This window comes from Janthinobacterium sp. PLB04, from assembly GCF_021165895.1.
Taxonomy (GTDB): Bacteria; Pseudomonadota; Gammaproteobacteria; order Burkholderiales; family Burkholderiaceae_D; genus Janthinobacterium; species Janthinobacterium lividum.
Genome location: NZ_CP088968.1, coordinates 1492532 through 1511273, shown reverse-complemented (window position 1 = coordinate 1511273; position 18742 = coordinate 1492532). Strand labels below are relative to the sequence as shown.

At 60.3% G+C, this 18742-nt stretch carries 12 protein-coding genes; 2 read left to right on the top strand and 10 right to left on the bottom strand.

Features of this window, described 5'->3' with window-relative positions:
- Positions 1-133: 133 nt before the first annotated feature.
- Both LSO07_RS06545 and LSO07_RS06540 read right to left on the bottom strand, forming a co-directional pair.
- On the bottom strand, positions 134-3130 hold the full coding sequence (locus LSO07_RS06545) for a TonB-dependent receptor (RefSeq protein ID WP_191909593.1): 2997 nt from the start codon (positions 3128-3130) through the stop codon (positions 134-136).
- 740 nt (positions 3131-3870) lie between these two features.
- Entirely contained in the window at positions 3871-4221 is a 351-nt protein-coding gene (locus LSO07_RS06540) for a hypothetical protein (RefSeq protein ID WP_151092914.1), read from the bottom strand.
- Between LSO07_RS06540 and LSO07_RS06535 the strand changes: the two genes are divergently transcribed.
- Entirely contained in the window at positions 4220-5851 is a 1632-nt protein-coding gene (locus LSO07_RS06535) for an NAD(P)/FAD-dependent oxidoreductase (RefSeq protein WP_070260040.1), read from the top strand. The two genes, LSO07_RS06540 and LSO07_RS06535, sit on opposite strands and share 2 nt — an antisense overlap.
- A 76-nt stretch (positions 5852-5927) precedes the next feature.
- Here LSO07_RS06535 and LSO07_RS06530 read toward each other — a convergent pair whose 3' ends face one another.
- From LSO07_RS06530 to glnA, 7 genes are all read right to left on the bottom strand, one after another.
- The gene (locus tag LSO07_RS06530) at positions 5928-8744 is read right to left on the bottom strand and encodes a TonB-dependent receptor plug domain-containing protein (protein WP_225317197.1); all 2817 of its coding nucleotides are present in this window, start codon (positions 8742-8744) and stop codon (positions 5928-5930) included.
- A gap of 302 nt (positions 8745-9046) precedes the next feature.
- The gene (locus tag LSO07_RS06525) at positions 9047-10420 is read right to left on the bottom strand and encodes a GAF domain-containing sensor histidine kinase (RefSeq protein WP_151092912.1); all 1374 of its coding nucleotides are present in this window, start codon (positions 10418-10420) and stop codon (positions 9047-9049) included.
- Positions 10421-10554: 134 nt separating this feature from the next.
- Positions 10555-11520, bottom strand: coding sequence for a magnesium/cobalt transporter CorA (corA, locus tag LSO07_RS06520; protein ID WP_034760218.1), 966 nt, complete (start codon positions 11518-11520; stop codon positions 10555-10557).
- A 139-nt stretch (positions 11521-11659) separates the two neighbouring features.
- Positions 11660-13150, bottom strand: coding sequence for a nitrogen regulation protein NR(I) (gene ntrC / locus LSO07_RS06515; protein ID WP_034782485.1), 1491 nt, complete (start codon positions 13148-13150; stop codon positions 11660-11662).
- A gap of 48 nt (positions 13151-13198) precedes the next feature.
- Positions 13199-14287 (bottom strand): nitrogen regulation protein NR(II), encoded by a 1089-nt coding sequence (gene glnL / locus LSO07_RS06510; RefSeq protein WP_151092910.1) that lies wholly within the window; start codon positions 14285-14287, stop codon positions 13199-13201.
- 5 nt (positions 14288-14292) lie between these two features.
- Positions 14293-14802, bottom strand: a complete 510-nt coding sequence (locus tag LSO07_RS06505; protein ID WP_318526553.1) for a DUF4124 domain-containing protein — start codon at positions 14800-14802, stop codon at positions 14293-14295.
- 156 nt (positions 14803-14958) lie between these two features.
- Positions 14959-16374, bottom strand: coding sequence for a type I glutamate--ammonia ligase (glnA, locus tag LSO07_RS06500; protein ID WP_029496182.1), 1416 nt, complete (start codon positions 16372-16374; stop codon positions 14959-14961).
- A 384-nt stretch (positions 16375-16758) separates the two neighbouring features.
- On the opposite strand from glnA, the gene LSO07_RS06495 reads away from it, so the two are divergent.
- The gene (locus tag LSO07_RS06495; RefSeq protein ID WP_151092908.1) at positions 16759-17220 is read left to right on the top strand and encodes a rhodanese-like domain-containing protein; all 462 of its coding nucleotides are present in this window, start codon (positions 16759-16761) and stop codon (positions 17218-17220) included.
- 75 nt (positions 17221-17295) lie between these two features.
- On the opposite strand, the gene LSO07_RS06490 is transcribed toward LSO07_RS06495, so the two are convergent.
- Entirely contained in the window at positions 17296-18648 is a 1353-nt protein-coding gene (locus tag LSO07_RS06490; RefSeq protein ID WP_070281075.1) for a TAXI family TRAP transporter solute-binding subunit, read from the bottom strand.
- Positions 18649-18742 lie beyond the last annotated feature (94 nt).

Here is an 18742-nt window from a genome sequence, read left to right as displayed (position 1 = left end):
AAAGAAAACGCCCCGCAAGCTTCTCAGCTTGCGGGGCGCCAGACTGGCATAGCCTGCTATGTTTTACCATATCCGCCTGTGTACACCAGCCTCCACCAGTTGACAACTGTCAAGCGGCGAAGGCGAAGTCACATCAGAACTTGTGGCTGTACTGAGCCGACAAACGCACGGTGCGCGGGTTCGAATACGCGTTGACCATGCCAGCCGTAGGGCTGACGGCAGTGCCGGCGGCGCTGGTGTTGTAGGCCTCGTCAATGGATTGCGCCACTTGACGGTTGGTTGCGTTCAGCACGTCGACTTTTAACACGATGCCTTTGATTTGCTCTGGCTTGTAGATGAAGTTCAAGTCCAGGCGCATTTCCGTTGGCAGTGTGCCGTATGCGCCACGGCCGTTCGGACCCGTTGGGCACAGGAAGAAGATCGAGCCGTATTGCGACAAGCCCAAGCCTTGTTGATCCATGGACGCAGGGATATTGCAAGTACGCGACATTGGACGGCCCGTTGCCACCAGCAAGTTGCCACCGACGCCGAACTGGCTCGTGAACTCATAGTAGCCGTAGGTTTTCAACTGGTGCGTACGGTTGTTCGGCAACAAGCCGCTGCCGTTGACCATCGTTTCCGGGAAGTCCCATCCCGAGCTGAAGCCCACGTCGGCCTGGCCGTTATCCGATTTGGTCTGGCCTTCCTGATTGCCTTCGCTGCGCGACCACGTGTAGTTCATCTTGCCATACCAGCCATTGCGCATCGGATGTTCCAGCATGAATTCCAGCGCCGTGTAGGTACGCTTGGCTTTTTCCGGGAAGCCTGCATCGGCAGCCGTAATCGTCACCGCGCGTTGCGCACCGTTTGGTCCCACCGGGATCATGAAGGTGTTGTCCTTGCCTGGATTGAACAGGGCGCCGTTCCAGCCATGGTCGTCGAAGTACTCTTTCTCAGCACCCGTCAGCTTGGCCGAAATGGCGCGCGGATCCGAGTAGTCATCGATCGTGTTTTTCAGCTTACGATAGGTAAACTTGATGCCGCCGTTGAAATCAGGCGTCAGCGCCTTCTCGAAGCCCAGGTTGATCTCGTCCTGGAAGTGGGCCTTCAAGTTGGTTGCAGCCAATTCATTGGCGCGTTTTTCCTGGCCAAATTCATTGTTAGCCGACACGACATTGCTGATCGGGTTCAAGCCCAGCGGTGCACCGGTGGTTGGATTGACGCCGGTATAGGTGTAGAAGCGGTCGGTGTTCAGCGAAGCGCCTGCAAAACGTACGGCCATGTTGGCCGGCAATTGCATGAAGTAGCGGCCAGCCGTACCGAAGACTTTCAGGGAACCGTCGCCATACACATTCCAGGCCGCATTCAAGCGCGGCGCCAGCATGTTTTTCTGTTCCACGAAGGTTTCACCGATACCGTTCATATTCTTGAACGACTCATTGCGCAAGCCCAGGGTCACGACCAGGTTTTCGGTGGCTTGATAGCGGTCCTCGATGTATTGCGCCGACTGCTCGACGGTCGGGGTGGAGCCGCCGCGCTGCAGGTTTTCACGCACATAGTAACCTTGAGCGCCATAACCGCCACCAGCTGCCGGCGACATATTGTGGCCAGACAATACCGTGTTCGGATTGGTTTTCAGGTAAGTCCAGGTACCGCCGCCGGCCGCTTCCGTACCGTTCAGGGCATTGATCTTGTTGTGGTCAAGACCGCCGCGTATCGTATGCTGCTTGGCCAGTTTGTATTCCAGGTCCAGGCGATAACCGCGGTTGGTGTCTTGCGCACCGTCGCGCAACAGGGCCGAGCTGAAACCCTGCACCTGGCTAGGCTGGTAATTCACGCCTGGCACCTGGTTGTCCGGGGAGGCAACGACAGGACGCAAGCCTGGAATGTAGCCGAACGGATTTTGCTCGCGTTGCGTCTTGGCCTGGCCGATCAGGGCCTGCACGGTAAAATCGTCGGTCACATAGCTGGTCAGCTTGAGGATGTCGATATTGGAACCCTGGGCTGCCGCCAGCGCGGCGCCGGTGGCGTTGAGGAACAGCACACCTGCCGAATAGTTCTTGAATCTGGCGCCGCCGTTCTGCACATAGCCGCGCTGCTTGGTGTCGTAGTTGAAGCCGTAGTATTGATCGTTGACATTCGACTCGTCCGAAATATGCGTGTATTCGAGACGGTTGTTGTCGGTGATATTCCAGTCGATCTTGGCGATATAGCGCGGTACGTCGGATTTCTGTACCAGCCAGCCAGTCTGGTTATTCACCGTGCTGGTCGATGCCAGACGCGCCGTTTCGCGGTCCATCTTGGTAAATTCACCACCCAGATAGATGAACAGCTTGTCCTTGATCAGCGGGCCGCTGACATAGGCGTTGTAGACCTTCTCGGTCAGCTTGTCGCCTTCGCGGTAGTTGTAGATCTTGCCATCCGTCTTGGGATTGGCGCCCGTATTCGGGAACATGATGTTCTTGGCCTTGCCGCGCAGCGAATCCGGCGCGTAGGTAAAGCCGGCACCGAATTCCCAGTTATTCGTGCCGCTCTTGGTGGTGATATTGACCACGCCACCTGTCGAACGACCGAATTCGGCGCCGTAGCCGCCGGTAATGATTTGTGCTTCAGCAATCGAGCCGAAAGGCAGGGAAGAGTAGCCAACCTGATACAGGCTGTTGGTGACAGGGAAACCGTTGATGTATGCCGCATTTTCCGACGCGCTCGAACCGCCGAAGCTGGCGGCGTTGTTGCCGTAGCGCGAGTCGGCGCGCGTGGTGCCGCCTGCCAGTTGCACGATGTTGGCAACCGTAGGCGCCAGTGGCAGGGTAGCCAGTTCGCGCGAATTGAAGGAGGAGCCGGAGTTGGAACTGGTGACATCGATCGAACGACGGCGGCTCGTCACGTTCACGGTTTGCACCTGCTGCAGCGCCACTTCGCTTTCCTGGCCGATGCGCACTTCCACATCCTGCGTGCTGACGACGGAAGAGCCTTTCAGCAAGGTCACCTTGTAGTTGCCAACTGGCAGGGAGGTGATGCGGAAAGTACCACTTGCATCGGGCGAAATGGTCCGTTTGAAACCATTGTCAGAACCGACGATCTGCACCGACGCGCTGGCATCCGGCGCGATCTTGCCGATGATATTGCCCGTGGCATTCGACTGTGCCATTACCGCTGGAACAATCGCAACGCTCAATACCGATGCGCTGAAAGCGATCGTTAATGCACGTGCTATTACAGTTTTTCTCAACATGTCATTCCCTATTATTTATATGAGCGCAGTAATACTGCTTTGGTAAAGGAGTTTTTCACTCACGCTTATGCGTTTTTAAACGCTTTCTACTCTCATCGCCTTGCCATCCCGCCACACAAGACATCCTCTCGGTCTCCACTTTGCATACGCAAAATAAAACAGAATGGCACATCGGAACATATTGAATCGAACTGGTCAATAAAATTAGAGAAACTGTTATATTGACGCAACACTTCAATTTACCCAATAAATAGACACGGAAAAAGCGCCCTGGCTGAATGAAAACATTCGCGGACGATAATCAAACTTACTTGGAATGACTGCAAACAGTGGCTTTGCGCCAATGGAATTAGAAAACCTCTGGAAGAGCTCGCTTTAAAAAAGATGAATACAAAGAGCCCGCAAAATAGATGAGGCGCAAGACGAAATCATTTTACGAGATGAGGCAGAATATATTGCATATCCACCTCGCAATAAACAAACATATTTTCTCAGGAATGGATCTATATAGAATAAATTCCTTGTCATAGTCTCAAAATAGAATCCCGCCCCAATTGAGGAAACCGCAGCGGCAAAAGACAACGCTGCTCACTTCCTGGAATGAGGGCGAAACAAAGATACAGAATTGCGCCGACAAGAAACAAAACACTATCAAATCACACGCAATGGCAAGGCGTCAACAAAATCAGCTTGCCACAACAAAAAAGCAACACAAATTTACCTGAAAAATAAGGCTCGGATTTGCGCGCCCCAACAAGGAGCAGCGGACGCACCAGCAACGCACCGATTTGCACCAGTTTGTAGCAGCCAGAAAACAGCTCCAGGTCCCGCCATGGCATTGTGGCGACAATGCGCACAGACGGCACACGTGCCTTTGCACCCCAAAAAAAGCTCCTGTAAACGAAGCAGTGAGCGCTGTGGAGGTAAAATAGCGCCCGGATGCCCTCACGCGGCACCACACACTCTCCGCTAGATACGGAGCCCTGCATTTTTCGGATATTCACCATGCTGCGACTCAACGAAGTAAAACTCCCCCTTGAACACGACGAAGCGGCCCTGCCCGCCGCCATCCTGGCGCGCCTGGGCATAGCCGCCGCCGATTTGCTCGGCTTTACCGTCTTCAAACGCAGCTATGACGCGCGCAAGCGCAGCGCCGTGGTGTTGATTTACTCGCTGCACGTCGAAGTCAGGAACGAAGCCGCCGTGCTGGCGCGCCTGCAGCACGACGTGCACCTGATGCCCGCGCCCGACACCGACTACAAATTCGTCGCCGGCGGCGAACAGCTGGCCGGCCACACCAATGAACCGCGCCCCATCGTCATCGGCACGGGCCCGTGCGGCCTGTTCGTGGCGCTGATCCTGGCGCAGATGGGCTTGCGCCCCCTCATCCTGGAGCGGGGCAAGCAGGTGCGCGAACGCACGGTCGACACCTTCGGCTTCTGGCGCAAGCGCGAACTGAACCCGGAATCGAACGTGCAGTTCGGCGAAGGCGGCGCCGGCACCTTCTCGGACGGCAAGCTGTACAGCCAGATCAAGGACCCCAAGCACTACGGCCGCAAGGTCTTGACGGAATTCGTGAAGGCGGGCGCGCCTGAAGAAATCATGTACGTGAGCAAACCGCACATCGGCACCTTCCGCCTGGTCAAGATGGTGGAAGAAATGCGCGCCAATATCGAACGGCTGGGCGGCGAATACCGCTTCAGCAGCAAAGTGGTCGATCTCGACATCGTGCCAGGCAGCGATGGCGGCCAGGTGCGTGGCGTGGTGCTGGACAATGGCGAAACCATCGCCAGCAACCACGTCGTGCTGGCCATCGGTCACAGCGCGCGCGACACCTTCGAGATGCTGCACCGCCGCGGCGTGTACATCGAAGCGAAACCGTTTTCGATCGGCTTCCGCGTGGAACACCCGCAATCCCTGATCGACAGCTGCCGCTTCGGCCCCAGCGCGGGCCACCCGATCCTGGGCGCGGCCGACTACAAGCTGGTGCACCACGCCAGCAATGGCCGTTCCGTCTACAGCTTCTGCATGTGCCCGGGCGGCACGGTGGTGGCGGCCGCGTCGGAACCGGGGCGCCTGGTGACGAACGGCATGAGCCAGTATTCGCGCAACGAACGCAACGCCAACAGCGCCATCGTGGTCGGCATCACGCCGGCCGACTACCCGGGCGACCCGCTGGCCGGCATCGCCCTGCAACGCGAACTGGAAGAGCGCGCGTTTGCCCTGGGAGGCGGCAACTACGATGCGCCAGGGCAATTGGTCGGCGACTTCGTCGCAGGCCGCGCCTCGACCGAATTTGGCAGCGTGGTGCCATCGTACAAGCCGGCCGTACACTTGACGGACCTGGCCCCATCGCTGCCCGAATACGCGATCACGGCCTTGCGCGAAGCGTTTCCGGCGTTCAACAAGCAGATCAAGGGCTATTACAAGGCCGACGCCGTGCTGACGGGCGTGGAAACGCGCACCTCTTCGCCGATCCGCATCAAGCGCCGCGACGACGACCTGCAAAGCCTGAATACACGGGGACTGTTCCCCGCGGGCGAAGGCGCCGGCTATGCGGGCGGCATCCTGTCGGCGGCCGTCGACGGCATCAAGGTGGCTGAAGCGGTGGCGCTGTCGATGGCGGCGCGCGGCTAAGCACGCTGTCCCCGCCCTGCAGCGTGACGAAAAAAAACCGGCACCATGTGCCGGTTTTTTTACGCCTGCGCGCTGCTTAAAACTTGTACGAGGCATTCAGGTAGCCAGTGCGGCCGCGCGGATCGTAGTAGCGGTCGTCATAGCCGAATTGCTGGCCGCGGTTCGCGCCGGACGTCGATGGCACGAATGGCGGGCTCTTGTCGGTCAAGTTCAGCACGCCTGCGGTGAGGACCCAGCTCTTGCTGGGCGTCCATACCGTTTGCCAGTCGAGCGTCGAATAGAAGCCCACTTTCATGCGGATCTTTTCCTGGCCCGTCACTGCGCCCGAAGCGTCAAGCACGTCGACCGACGTTTCCTGGTCCTTGTAGCCGGACAGGAAATTGACCGTCAGCGAATTGGCCCAGTTGCCCGTTTTCAGGGTATTCGTCCACTGGCCGCGCGTGCGGAAAGTCACCGTACCCAGATCGGCAAAGTTGCCCAGCGCCGAATAATATTGGCCATCGCGTTCCAGCTGCACATCCTCGCGCAGCATCTGCGTCGCGTTCAGCTGCGACGTGAACAGGCCGATGCCGGAGCGGTAACGGGCGCTGACGTCGATATCGACGCCGGTGGCAAACGATTTACCGAGGTTCTGGTTATCCGCCAGGAAGGCCAGGTAGGTCGTCCCCGTGCCCACGTCCTTGTTGACGCCCCAGGATTTCGGGAAGTTGGCCGGATTGGCGAATACCAGCTGTTCCGTCAGCTGGCCGAAGGAATCGCGGATCTGCACATGCCACAGGTCGGCGCCCAGGGTGATGGCGCTGATCGGCTCGTAACGGAAACCGATGGTCGCCTGCTTCGATTTCTCGGGCTGCAAGTCGCGGTTGCCGCCGGCCAGCTGGTCGTACTGGCGATTGCCTGGCTGGCATTGTGCATTCAGACGCGTGGCGATGGCTTGCAAGGCTGGCGAGCACGTGTACTTTTCGCTGGTGACACCATAGCCGCGCTGCAAGGCATTCACTTGCGGCACGGTCGGCGCATGGAAGCCATTACCGACCGAACCGCGGATCAGCAAGGTGGGCGCCGGCGTCCACTTGAAGCTGGCCTTGGCCGTGGTGGCGCCGCCGAAGTCCGAGAAGTCATCGAAACGCAAGGCCGCGCCCAGTTCCAGTTCTTTCAGCACAGGTGCGATAACTTCGCCAAAGATGCCCTTCGAGGTGCGGCTGGCGCTGTATGGCTGGCTGCTGGCCGCGTCGCCGAAACGCTGGTCGCATTCCAGGCCCGTCGTGCCGCCGCACAAGGTGCCTTTTACGGGATCGGCCAGGATGCCTTGCGCAAACGGGCTCGGCTTGGCCGAGAATTCCTCGCGGTTGATGTTGGCGCCCACGCCCAACATCATGGCGCCGCCAGCCAGACGCCGCACTTCCGTCGATCCATTCAAATTGATGGTTTGCAGGCGCGAGGTGCCGCCATCCCAGTAACCGGAGAAGGTGGCGCTTTTGATGGCTTCCTGCGCCGCAGTGGACTGCTTGCCCGGGCCGACGAAGGGATCGAGCAAGCCGCTTGACGTGAGATTATTGACGGCGATGGCGCCAGGATAGCCGGAAATACTTCCTTTTACGCGGCTTTCCGAGAAGTTGTACGAGGCGTTGTAATCCCAGCCGGCAGCGACGCCGCGCGTACCGACCACCACGCTGGCGAAGTCAGCCGTATCCTTCGAGGTACGCTGGCCCATGTCGAACAGCCGGTAAAAAGCCGTGCTGTCGCCGGTAATACCGATTGGCAATAAATACTTGTCATGCAGGGGCGTGCCGGCATCCACGGCGATGGCGCCAGGGACGGGCGCGATACGCGAGGTTTGCTTGGTGCGCGACAGCAGCACGTCCGCAAACACTTCGTGGCCGGCAATCTTGAACGTGCCCGAGGCCATGAAGTTGTCACGCTTGCGCTCCGGATAGATTTCCAGATCCTTCGTGAAATCGTAGCCGCAGTAGTCATCGACCAGGCCGCTGCCATCGTTATACGGTTCGATCACGCGGAACGTCTTCTCGGGACAGGATCCGTTGCTCTTCTGGAAAGGACTGATCAACTGGCCATTGTCATCGGTGGCGTTGGCCGGAATCGGGCTGGCCGAGAATTGCTGCTTCTGATAGCGCTTGCCGTTGGCCGAAAATTGCACCTTGCCCGTGCTGGCGAACTTGCGGTCGACGGAAGCGAGCTTGTCGCGCTCGTCGTGGCCAAAAGTCAGCACCACGTTGTAGCCATCGTCTTCCAGGTTGCCAAAGCCCTTGGTGGCGCTGATGCGTTTCTCGCGCGCACCGTTTTTTGGTGCGGAGTAGCCGATGGACACATCGCCTTCAGTCGTGTCGTGCTTGGTAATGAAGTTGACCACGCCGGCAATGGCGTCGGCGCCGTACAGCGCGGAGGCGCCGTCGGTCAGCAGTTCGACGCGCTGAATGGCTGAAATGGGAATCGAATTCAAATCGAAACCGGCGGCAAAACCGGTCAGCGTCTGGCCGCCGAACTGGGCCAGGCGCTTGCCGTTCAGCAAGACGAGGGTACGCGTCTCACCCACGTTATGCACGGAAATACCGGAGAAACCAAAGGTGCTGCCGCCCACCGAGGAACTTTCGCTGGTGGCGCCCTGGGCGGAAGAGAGTTTCTTGACCAGATCGGTGACCGAGGTGGCGCCCGAGGTGCGGATGGCTTCAGCGGTCAGGACGGTGACTGGCAAGGCGCCTTCGGCGGCGATGCGCTTGATCGACGAGCCCGTGACTTCCACGCGCTGGATCTGCGTATCGGCAGCCTGTGCATCTTGTGCAATCGCGGACTGCGAAACAACGGACATGGCGGCAGCTACACCGCCGGCGCAGACGATGCGAACGGCACGAGAGATGACGGTTTCTTTAAGCATGGTGAACCCTTTTTCATTTGTACGGTTATATATGACTCCGGATTTGCGACCCGGATTGCACTCGTTCATCTAAAGGAAACGCCTCGCACGGCACTGCGATCGGGTGCCGCGAATTTCGCTGGGACAGTTGTACAGAGCGACTCCAGACGACTAAAAGTCAACTAGACAACTACATAGAATCACAGCAACAATATGAGTGTCAACAGAACTCAGCATGCGTATGGCGTACATACAACATGTGAAAAGCAGGGATGAAAAGGGATAGGGCGGCCTTTCCCGGGAGCCCGGGAAGCCGCGCGGCGTCAGCCGGCCAGCGGCAGCCTGATCTGTATATGACAGCCGGGACTGCTGTCGATGGCGCACACCTGGCCGCCCAGTTGCTGCACGATGGTGTAGACGATGTGCATGCCCAGGCCGGAGCCGCCCTGGCCCCGCTTGGTGGTAAAAAACGGTTCAAACATATGCTCGCGCACGGCAGGCGCCAGGCCGATGCCGTCGTCGGAAAAATCCAGCAGCAGCCAGCGCGCAGCCGCGTCAGTGTCATCCGCCTCGATGCGCGCGCGTATCGTGATGCGCCCCGGCCCGCCCTGCGGATAGCCATGGCGGGCGCTGTTCATCAGCAGGTTCGAGAGGATTTGCGACAGCTTGCCGGCCGCCAGGCGCACCTGGCAATCGGGGGCGATATCGAGTTCCACGCCGAGCGCCGCCTTGCGCAATTCCGGACTGTGCGCCGATACCAGGCCGTGCACATAGTCGTGCAGGGCCAGGTCGGCCACGTATTCGCTGACCTGGTCCACCGCCAGCTGCTTGAAATTGCCGATCAGGTCGGCAGCGCGCGCCAGGTTGCGCTCGACGAGGGCGGCCGCGCCTTTCAAGGATTCGGCAATGTCGATCAGTTCGGCGCGGCTGACCTTGGCGCCGCCCAGCAGCTGCACCAGCTGGTCGGCATAGCTGCCCATGCTCGACGCCGCCGTCAGCGCCACGCCGATGGGCGTGTTGACTTCATGCGAGACACCGGCCACCAGCGAACCGAGCGCCGCCATCTGTTCCTGCTCGATCAGGTTCGCTTGCGCCGCCAGCAGCGACTCGGTGCGCACGCGCACGATTTCTTCCAGCTGCTGGGTGCGCTCCTGGTGCTGCAGCTCGGCCGCGCCGCGCGCCGAGAAGATCGACAGCAGCAGCAGCGCCAGCAAGCGCTTGTTTTCATCGATGGGCCGCGTGTCGATGGCCGACAGGATGCCCAGGGTCTTGCCATCGGTATCGATCAGCGGCATGCCGACATAGCTTTCCGCCCGCATGTCGACGAGGAGGCTATCGTATGGAAAGCGACGCTGGATGTCGCTGCCATGAAAACACATGCTCTGGCAAGTCACGTCCTGGCAAGGCGTGTGCTGCAGGCTGTATTCGATATTCGGCTGGTAGCCGTCGCCGCCCCACAGGGCGAGGGTGCGGATGCCTTCGCTGCCGTCGTCCAGGCGCACCAGCCGCCCGGCGATCACATAGTGCACGTCGAGCGCTTCGGCCAGGTCCTTGACGAGGATGCGCAGGAAGTCGTCGCCACGGGCATGCGCCGTCGAGGCGGTAATCGAGCGCAGCGCCGCTTCCGCCAGGGTGCGCCGCTGCTCGGCATCGAACAGGGGTTCTTGCGAATTCACATCAAACAACGGAATACTCATGAATGCTCCTGCGCAGCACCGGAAGCGCAGGCACACTTGCCGGCGCGGCGACTCTCAGCCATGGCCCGCCCCAGCGGACCTGCCGCGATTGTACCCCTGGCTATTGTTTAATAATACAGATACACAGGAATTTTTTATAGCCAGCCGGAACGCTTGAACAAGTAATACATATAACCGCAGACACAGCTCATCACTGCCACGGCGGCCGGGTAGCCATAATGCCAGTCCAGCTCCGGCATGAACTTGAAGTTCATGCCCCAGATGCCGGCAAACGCCGTGAACACGGCGAAAATAGCGGCCCAGGCCGCCAATTGCTTGTTCACTTCGCTCTCGTCGATGGCCACCATCGACAGATTCACCTGGATCGCCGTGCTGATCGTGTCGCGGATGGTGTCGAGCGTGCCGTTGATGCGTGCCAGATGGTCATGCACGTCACGGAAATACTCCTGGGTATCGTGGCACAGGGGCGGCACGCGGCCGCCATGCAGCTTGCCCACGGCTTCCATCAGGGGCGCCACCACGTGGCGCAAGACCATGACCTTGCGCTTCAATTGATACAGGCGTTCGATATTGTCGCGCTCGGTGCCACGGTCGAAGATGCGGTCCTCGATCAGTTCCAGTTCCGATTCCAGCGCGTCGAGCACGGGAAAGTAACGGTCGACGACGGCGTCCATCAGCGCATACAGCACAAAGGCGGAGCCCTGACGCAGCAAGTGCGGTTCACGCTCGGCGCGCGCACGGACGCCAAGGAACCCTTGCGAGCTGTTGCTGCGCGACGAAAGCACGTAATTGGCGCCCACGAAAATGTCGACTTCGCCCAACACCAGTTCGTTCTCGACCATTTCTACGGTTTTCACGACGGCAAACAGGGAATCGCCATATTCCTCGATCTTCGGGCGCTGGTGACCCCGTTGCGCGTCTTCCACCGCCAGTTCGTGCAGGCAAAACTCGTGCTGCATCTGTTTCAGCTCGTCCGGCGTAGCGTCGAGCAGGGCTACCCAGACGAAGCAATCGGGGCGCTCGACGTAGTCGCTGATGTCGTCGATCGGCAAGTCGGCCAGTTTTTTGCCATCCTGGTAGGCCACGCAGTTTATGAGCATGCTATTCCACAGTTCAAGTTAACACCGGACGAAACAGTCCGGCAGGCGCCAGCTTACCTTATCGCCTGCTGTGGGTGTTGTAGCGTGCAAGGAACACCGCAAGAAAAAGCGGACGGGGGAGCCCCCGTCCGGCAAGACGTCAATCGTCCTTGGCGCCGTCGATACCCAATTCGGATATCTTGCGGGTGATGGTGTTGCGGCCGATGCCCAGGCGCACGGCGGCATCGTTCTTGCGCCCGTGCGTATGCTTGAGCGCCGTCTTGATCAGGGCCGACTCGAACTGGCGTCCCAGCACGGCCATGACTTCCTGCTGCCCTGCCCCCAGCATGCCGGCCGCCTGCAATTCCAGTAAACCGATCCAGCCCGGCGGCGCGCCGTTGGCGGGTGCGGCCGCCTCGAAGACCTGGCCGCCATGCGGATGAGCCACGGCCGCCGGCGCAGCTTCGCCCGCCGCCGCGGTGGCCGCGCCATCGCCCTGCCCCTGCGTCAATTCCAGCGGCAAGTCCTTGATTTCCACCGTCTGGCCCGGCGCCATGACGGTGATCCAGTTGCACAGGTTTTCCAGCTGGCGCACATTGCCGGGCAAATCGAGGCTGCTGAGGAACTGCATCGTCGGCTCGCTCATGCGCTTGGCTTCCACGCCCAGCTGGCGCGCGCTTTGCACCAGGAAGTGGCGCACCAGGATGGGGATATCCTCGCGCCGCTCCCTCAAACTGGGCAGGCGCAGGCGGATCACGTTCAGGCGGTGATACAAGTCTTCGCGGAACAGGCCGTCGCGCACGCGCTGCTCGAGATTCTGGTGCGTGGCGGTAATGACGCGCACGTTCGCCTTCATGGGCTGATGGCCGCCGACGCGGTAGAAATGGCCGTCGGACAGCACGCGCAGCAAGCGCGTCTGCAGGTCGAACGGCATGTCGCCGATTTCATCGAGGAACAAAGTGCCGTTCTCGGCTTGCTCGAAGCGGCCCCGGCGCGTCGTTTGCGCGCCCGTAAATGCACCGCGTTCGTGGCCAAACAGTTCGGACTCCAGCAAATCCTTCGGGATCGCCGCCGTGTTCAGGGCAATGAAAGGCTGCGCCGCGCGCGGGCTGTGCTTGTGCAGCGCGCGCGCCACGAGTTCCTTGCCGGAACCGGATTCGCCCGTGATCAGCACGGTCACATTCGATTGCGACAGGCGGCCGATGGCGCGGAAGACTTCCTGCATGGCCGGCGCCTGGCCGAGGATTTCCGGCGTTTCCGACGGGCCCGATTCGACGCTGGTCTCGCGCAGGCTTTCTTCCAGCGCGCGGCGGATCAGCTCGACGGCCTTGTCGATATCGAAGGGTTTCGCCAGGTATTCGAAGGCGCCGCCCTGGAAGGCTGCGACGGCCGAATCGAGGTCGGAGAAGGCCGTGATGATGATGACCGGCAAGCCGGGAAAACGCGACTTGACCGTCTGCAGCAATTCCAGGCCGGATGCGCCCGGCATGCGGATATCGGACACGAGCACTTGCGGCGTGTCAAATTCCAGTGCGGCGATGGCGTCGCGCGCATTGGCAAAACTCTTGGTGGCGAGATTTTCCCGCGCCAGGGCTTTTTCCAGCACCCAGCGGATTGATTCGTCGTCGTCAACTATCCAGATTGGCTTCATTAGTGTGTGCGTCCCGCAATGGATTTCATGGGTGGGATACCTCCTCGCTTATGGCAAGGGTAGAACGATCCTGAAATCGGTGTATCCAGGCCGGCTTTCGCACTCGATCACGCCCAGGTGCTGTTGCACGAAGGTTTGCGCCAAGGTCAGTCCCAACCCGCTGCCGCCTTCCCTGCCCGACACCAGCGGGTAGAAAATCCGGTCGCGGATCTGGGGTGCGATGCCCGGTCCATTGTCAATGATATGCAAGTCTAATGCCAGGCCGTAACGGACCTTGGCCAAGGTCACCTGGCGCGCCACGCGCGTCTTGAAAATCAGCTCCGCATCGCCCGCCTCGATGCGCTCGGCCAGGGCTTGCGCCGCGTTGTGCGCGATGTTGAGCACGGTTTGTATCAATTGTTCCTTGTCGCCGCGAAACTCGGGGATCGAGGCATCGTAATCGCGCGAAATAGTCAAGCCACTGGGAAATTCGGCCAGGATCAGGCTGCGCACGCGCTCGCACACTTCGTGGATATTCACGTCGCCCACGATATGCGGGCGGCGGTGCGGCGCCAGCAGGCGGTCGACCAGGGTTTGCAGGCGGTCCGCTTCCTTGATAATGACTTGCGTGTATTCGCGCAGCTCGCTCAGGTGCAGAGCCGGCAATTCCAGCTCCAGCAACTGGGCCGCGCCGCGGATGCCGCCCAGCGGGTTCTTGATTTCATGCGCCAGGTTGCGGATCAACTCCTTGTTGACCTGGCTCTGGTCGAGGATGCGCTCCTCGCGGTCGAGCTTTAGCTGCTGCACGTTTTCGCGCAGCTCGATCAGCACGCCGTCGCGCGGCGCGTCGAGCGCGCTGATGATGCTGTGCACGCGCAGCGGTTCGCGCCCCAGGCGTTCCAGGCTCAGGTCCTGCCGCAAGTCGGAAAATTTATGTTCGAGCGCCTGCGTGCAAATACCGGACAGCTCGTCGGGATTGAGGAACAGCGCCGTCAGCTTTTGCCGCGACAGGGCTTTCAATGAGCTTTCCAGCAGGTTTTCCGCCGCCGCGTTGGCATAGCTGATGCGGCCGTCGCCATCGATCAGGATCACGGCTGAAGCGAGCAAATCAAGGCCGGCCAGGTGGGCGGGACGGCTGGAATGGTTGTCTGGTGTCATGTGCTTTACCGAATATTCGCGATCTCGCGTTTCAGGGCCTCGACGTTCTGCTGTGTTCGGCTAATGTTGTCCTTCAATTGCGCCACCCGTTCCTGGTATTTCGCATAGTTGCGCTCATTGCCCTGGCGCTCGGGCTGGCCGGCGTTGAACTCCAGGCGCTGTGCCGCCAGTTTCTGCTCTTCGCTGCGCAATTCATCCTGCAGGATCTGGCGCCGGTCCAGGTCGCGCGCGCGCTGCTCGGCGCCATCGACCTTGGGAAACGCGCCGGCGGCAGGCGCCGCGGTGGCCGCCGCCTGCATGGCGGGCCGGGCAGGCGCGCCGGCCAGCGGCACCGTCTTGCGTGGCGGCTCCGTCATGGCGCCCGGTAAATCGAGCAGCTGGCAATGCGCGCCAGCCCGCTTGTCCGTGTACGTCTTGTGTCCTTGCGCATCGGCGCACACATACAGCTGCCCGTGCGCCTGTGCCGCCGCGCCCAGCAATCCTGCCATCAGCGCCATTCTGTAATGCTTGGTCAATCTTCACTCCTGTCGGCACATGCCGCATCGTTCCTGGGCCGACTATACAACACCGCACGATCACCGCCTTGGCGTACTGCATAAAAAAACGCGGGCAAGACCATCGCCTCACCCGCGTTTTTTATTCACTACCGGCACATTGCCGGCATGGCGCCATTACAGCGAGTAGTACATGTCGAACTCGGCAGGATGCGTGGTCATGCGCATGCGCTGTACGTCCTGCATTTTCAGTTCCAGGTAAGCGTCGATCATCGAATCGCTGAACACGCCGCCACGGGTCAGGAACTCGCGGTCCTTGTCCAGTGCGTCCAAAGCTTCTTCCAGCGAAGCGCACACGGTCGGGATCAGTGCGTCTTCTTCCGGCGGCAGATGGTACAGATCTTTCGAGGCGGCTTCGCCTGGATGGATCTTGTTGGCAACGCCGTCCAGGCCAGCCATCAGCAGTGCGGCGAAGCACAGGTACGGGTTCGCCAGTGGGTCCGGGAAGCGCGCTTCGACGCGGCGGCCTTTTGGATTGGCCACGTGCGGGATGCGGATCGAGGCGGAACGGTTTTTCGCCGAGTACGCCAGTTTCACTGGGGCTTCGTAGCCTGGTACCAGGCGCTTGTACGAGTTGGTGCCCGGATTGGTGATCGCGTTCAGTGCCTTGGCGTGCTTGATGATGCCGCCGATGTAGTACAGGGCGAAATCGGACAGGCCGGCATAGCCGTCGCCAGCGAACAGGTTTTTGCCATCTTTCCATACGGATTGATGCACGTGCATGCCCGAACCGTTGTCGCCAACGATAGGTTTCGGCATGAAGGTGGCGGTCTTGCCATAGCTGTGCGCCACGTTCCACACCACGTATTTCAGGTTTTGCGTCCAGTCGGCGCGCTCGACCAGGGTCGAGAACTTGGTGCCGATTTCATTCTGGCCGGCGCCGGCCACTTCGTGATGATGTACCTCAACCGGGATGCCCAGCGATTCCAGGATCAGGCACATTTCCGAACGCATGTCCTGGAAGCTGTCCACTGGTGGCACGGGGAAGTAGCCGCCCTTGACGGTAGGACGGTGGCCGCTGTTGCCGCCTTCGATGTCCTTGCCGGTCGACCACGAACCTTCGTCCGAACCGATCTTGACGAAGCAGCCCGACATGTCGATCTTCCAGCGCACGCTGTCGAAGATGAAGAATTCCGGCTCAGGGCCGAAGTAGGCGGTGTCGCCCATGCCCGACGATTTCAGGTAGGCTTCGGCGCGTTTCGCGATCGAGCGCGGGTCGCGGTCATAGCCCTTGCCGTCCGACGGTTCGATCACGTCGCACTGCATGAACAGGGTCGTTTCTTCCATGAACGGGTCGATATTGGCCGTGTTTGGATCCGGCAGCAAGATCATGTCGGACGCTTCAATGCCTTTCCAGCCAGCGATCGAAGAACCGTCAAAGGCGTGGCCCGACTCGAATTTGTCCATGTCGAAGTGCGACACGGGAACCGTCACGTGCTGCTCTTTACCACGGGTATCAGCAAAGCGGAAATCAACGAATTTGACTTCGTTTTCTTCTACCATCTTCAAGACTTCTGCGGCTGTCATTGCCATGCGTATCTCCTAAATGAATGTGGGGTGAGCCGACCTTAGTGCGTCTGGGCTGATGAAGCGAAGCAAACATTGCGTGCCACCAAAACTCATAAGGATCATAGCAGATTCCATGCCAGCTCCAGGAGCCCCCTGGTGCCGGCAACAAAATTACTGCCATCCCAGTGAAAGTTTCATGCCCGCGATTTTCCTGCTGCGTTTGCGTCAAATCAAGAATGCACTATGCAAGTGCAAAAAACGAATAACGCACCATTATCGTGCATTTTGTATGAATTTCTGGAAAATGCCTCGTTGTGGTGCAAAGACTGTGCACCATGGTTTCCCGTTTGCGGGGCGCGAACGGCGCACTATAATCGTACACACCTGCCCACTTTCATCGAGGACGCCATGACTACCGCCGCCGACATCCTGACCAACGCCCGCAGCCGGGCCAATGAAGGTACGCCGTATGCCGGCGCCGTCACGCCGCAGGAAGCGTACGACCTATTGCAACTCGACGCTGCCGCCAAGCTCATCGATGTGCGCACGAATGCCGAGCGCGACTGGGTCGGCCGGGTCGACATCGCCGATACCCAGCATGGTGCGGTGCAGTGGGCCACCTACCCGGGTGGCGTGCCGAATCCCGATTTCCTTGCGCAACTGGCCGCCCAGGCCGGCAAGGATGAGGTGCTGCTGTTCCTGTGCCGCTCCGGCGTGCGTTCGCGCCATGCCGCCAAGCTGGCGACGGAACACGGCTACATGAACTGCTTCGACATCCTCGAAGGTTTTGAGGGTGACAAGGACGCCGATGGCCACCGCAAGCAGATCGGCGGCTGGTGCAAGGCGGGGTTACCGTGGCTGGGCGCTTGAAAGCAGGAGTAAAGGAACCGCTGCCGATGACGGCCACGCGTCGTCCGGAGGCAAGTCCCGCCCTGGCTTGATGCTTCAGGCCGGCTCGCCCGCCTCCGCGGCAGGATGCTCGCCCATCAGGGTCAAGATGCGCTTGCGCACGAAATTGATGTGGCTGCGCAAGCCATACAGGCCGTCCGCAAACGACAGCGGTATCGATATCTGGTTGACCATTTCCTCGATCTGGTCCAGCCGTTGCAATTGCGCCGCATAGACTTGTGCGCGCTGCGCTTCCGGCACGTCTTCCAGCGCCTGCTCGACCGTGCGCAGCTGGCCGTACCAGCGGTACACACGCGAGCGTATGCGCCACACGTACAGGGGCGGCACCACGCGCGACAGGGGCAGGATCAAGGCGCCCAGCGCCACCACCAGCACCCACATGCGGTCAAAGAAATTGGCCAGCCAGAAACTCATGTAGCGCTGCAGCACAGGCGCGCCATCCTTGTAGAATTTCAGCGCTTCCGGCGCGACGGGAATCTCCGTGTAGCGCGCGGATGGGAACTGCCCCTGCTGCTGGAACCAGCCCGTGCCGCCATGGATGCCGGCCGCCGCCTGCACGAACAGGTCGACCAGGGCAGGATGCAAGTCTTCGCGCGCGACCAAAGTGGCGGTCGGCGCAATCAGGTGATAATCCTGCGCGGGAATGTTCTGCCCCAGGTCGACGATGCCGCGCGGCAAGACGACGTGCGTGAGGAAAGGCAGGCGCCGCGTGTACGCTTCCGCCTGTGAAAAGTCAAACAGCTTGATGCCCGGCGTTTGCAGCAGCATCTGGATCAGCGGCGCTTCCGGCGCCGAACTGAATACGAGACCGTCGATGCGCCCTTCCAGCAGCTCCACCGTGGCAGGCGTGTTCTGCAAGTCGCTCACCGTCAAGTCCTTGGCTTCGACGCCATTTACGGACAGCAATTGCCGGAACAGGCCGGGCACGCCCGTGCCTTCCGGCCCCAGGTTGATCTTCATGCCCTTCAGTTGCGTCAGCTCCGTCACGGCCTTGTCTTCGCGCAAGAACAGCCAGACGGGTTCCGTAAACAGGCTGCCCAGGGAAATGAGGCCGTGGCGCTCGGCATCGTCGTGTTCCGTCGAGCCACTTTGCACGAAGGCGATATCGGTCTTGCCCGCGTTCAAACGCTGCAGGTTTTCCTGCGAACCCAGCGACGGTTGCAAGGTCACCTTGATGCCGTGCTTGGCCAGGGTGGCCGCATATTTCTTGCCGAACTCTTCGTAGGCGCTATTGTCCTGCCCCGTCGACAGGCTCACCTGGCGTGGCGGCGCGGGGTCGACCAGCCAATAAGCGAGCGCGCAAAACGCGCCGACCAGCAGCAAGGTGGGACCGGCGGTGGCGAGGAAGTCGCGCACGGAAAAGCGGCTGAACGCGAGGATTTTGGACATGTGGTGGCGCATAGGTTTCATGGGTGGCTACGATGCCAAGAAAACCCCAACTATGCAAGGCACTTTCACATGCGCGGCGCGGCCAATTCGGCTA

Bases quoted from the DNA above. Each gene is read 5' to 3' on its own strand.
- LSO07_RS06545 (WP_191909593.1), bottom strand. From the start codon at position 3,130: ATGGCACAGTCGAATGCCACGGGCAATATCATCGGCAAGATCGCGCCG.
- LSO07_RS06535 (WP_070260040.1), top strand. From the start codon at position 4,220: ATGCTGCGACTCAACGAAGTAAAACTCCCCCTTGAACACGACGAAGCG.
- LSO07_RS06540 (WP_151092914.1), bottom strand. From the start codon at position 4,221: ATGGTGAATATCCGAAAAATGCAGGGCTCCGTATCTAGCGGAGAGTGT.
- LSO07_RS06530 (WP_225317197.1), bottom strand. From the start codon at position 8,744: ATGCTTAAAGAAACCGTCATCTCTCGTGCCGTTCGCATCGTCTGCGCC.
- LSO07_RS06525 (WP_151092912.1), bottom strand. From the start codon at position 10,420: ATGAGTATTCCGTTGTTTGATGTGAATTCGCAAGAACCCCTGTTCGAT.
- corA (WP_034760218.1), bottom strand. From the start codon at position 11,520: ATGCTCATAAACTGCGTGGCCTACCAGGATGGCAAAAAACTGGCCGAC.
- ntrC (WP_034782485.1), bottom strand. From the start codon at position 13,150: ATGAAGCCAATCTGGATAGTTGACGACGACGAATCAATCCGCTGGGTG.
- glnL (WP_151092910.1), bottom strand. From the start codon at position 14,287: ATGACACCAGACAACCATTCCAGCCGTCCCGCCCACCTGGCCGGCCTT.
- glnA (WP_029496182.1), bottom strand. From the start codon at position 16,374: ATGGCAATGACAGCCGCAGAAGTCTTGAAGATGGTAGAAGAAAACGAA.
- LSO07_RS06495 (WP_151092908.1), top strand. From the start codon at position 16,759: ATGACTACCGCCGCCGACATCCTGACCAACGCCCGCAGCCGGGCCAAT.
- LSO07_RS06490 (WP_070281075.1), bottom strand. From the start codon at position 18,648: ATGTCCAAAATCCTCGCGTTCAGCCGCTTTTCCGTGCGCGACTTCCTC.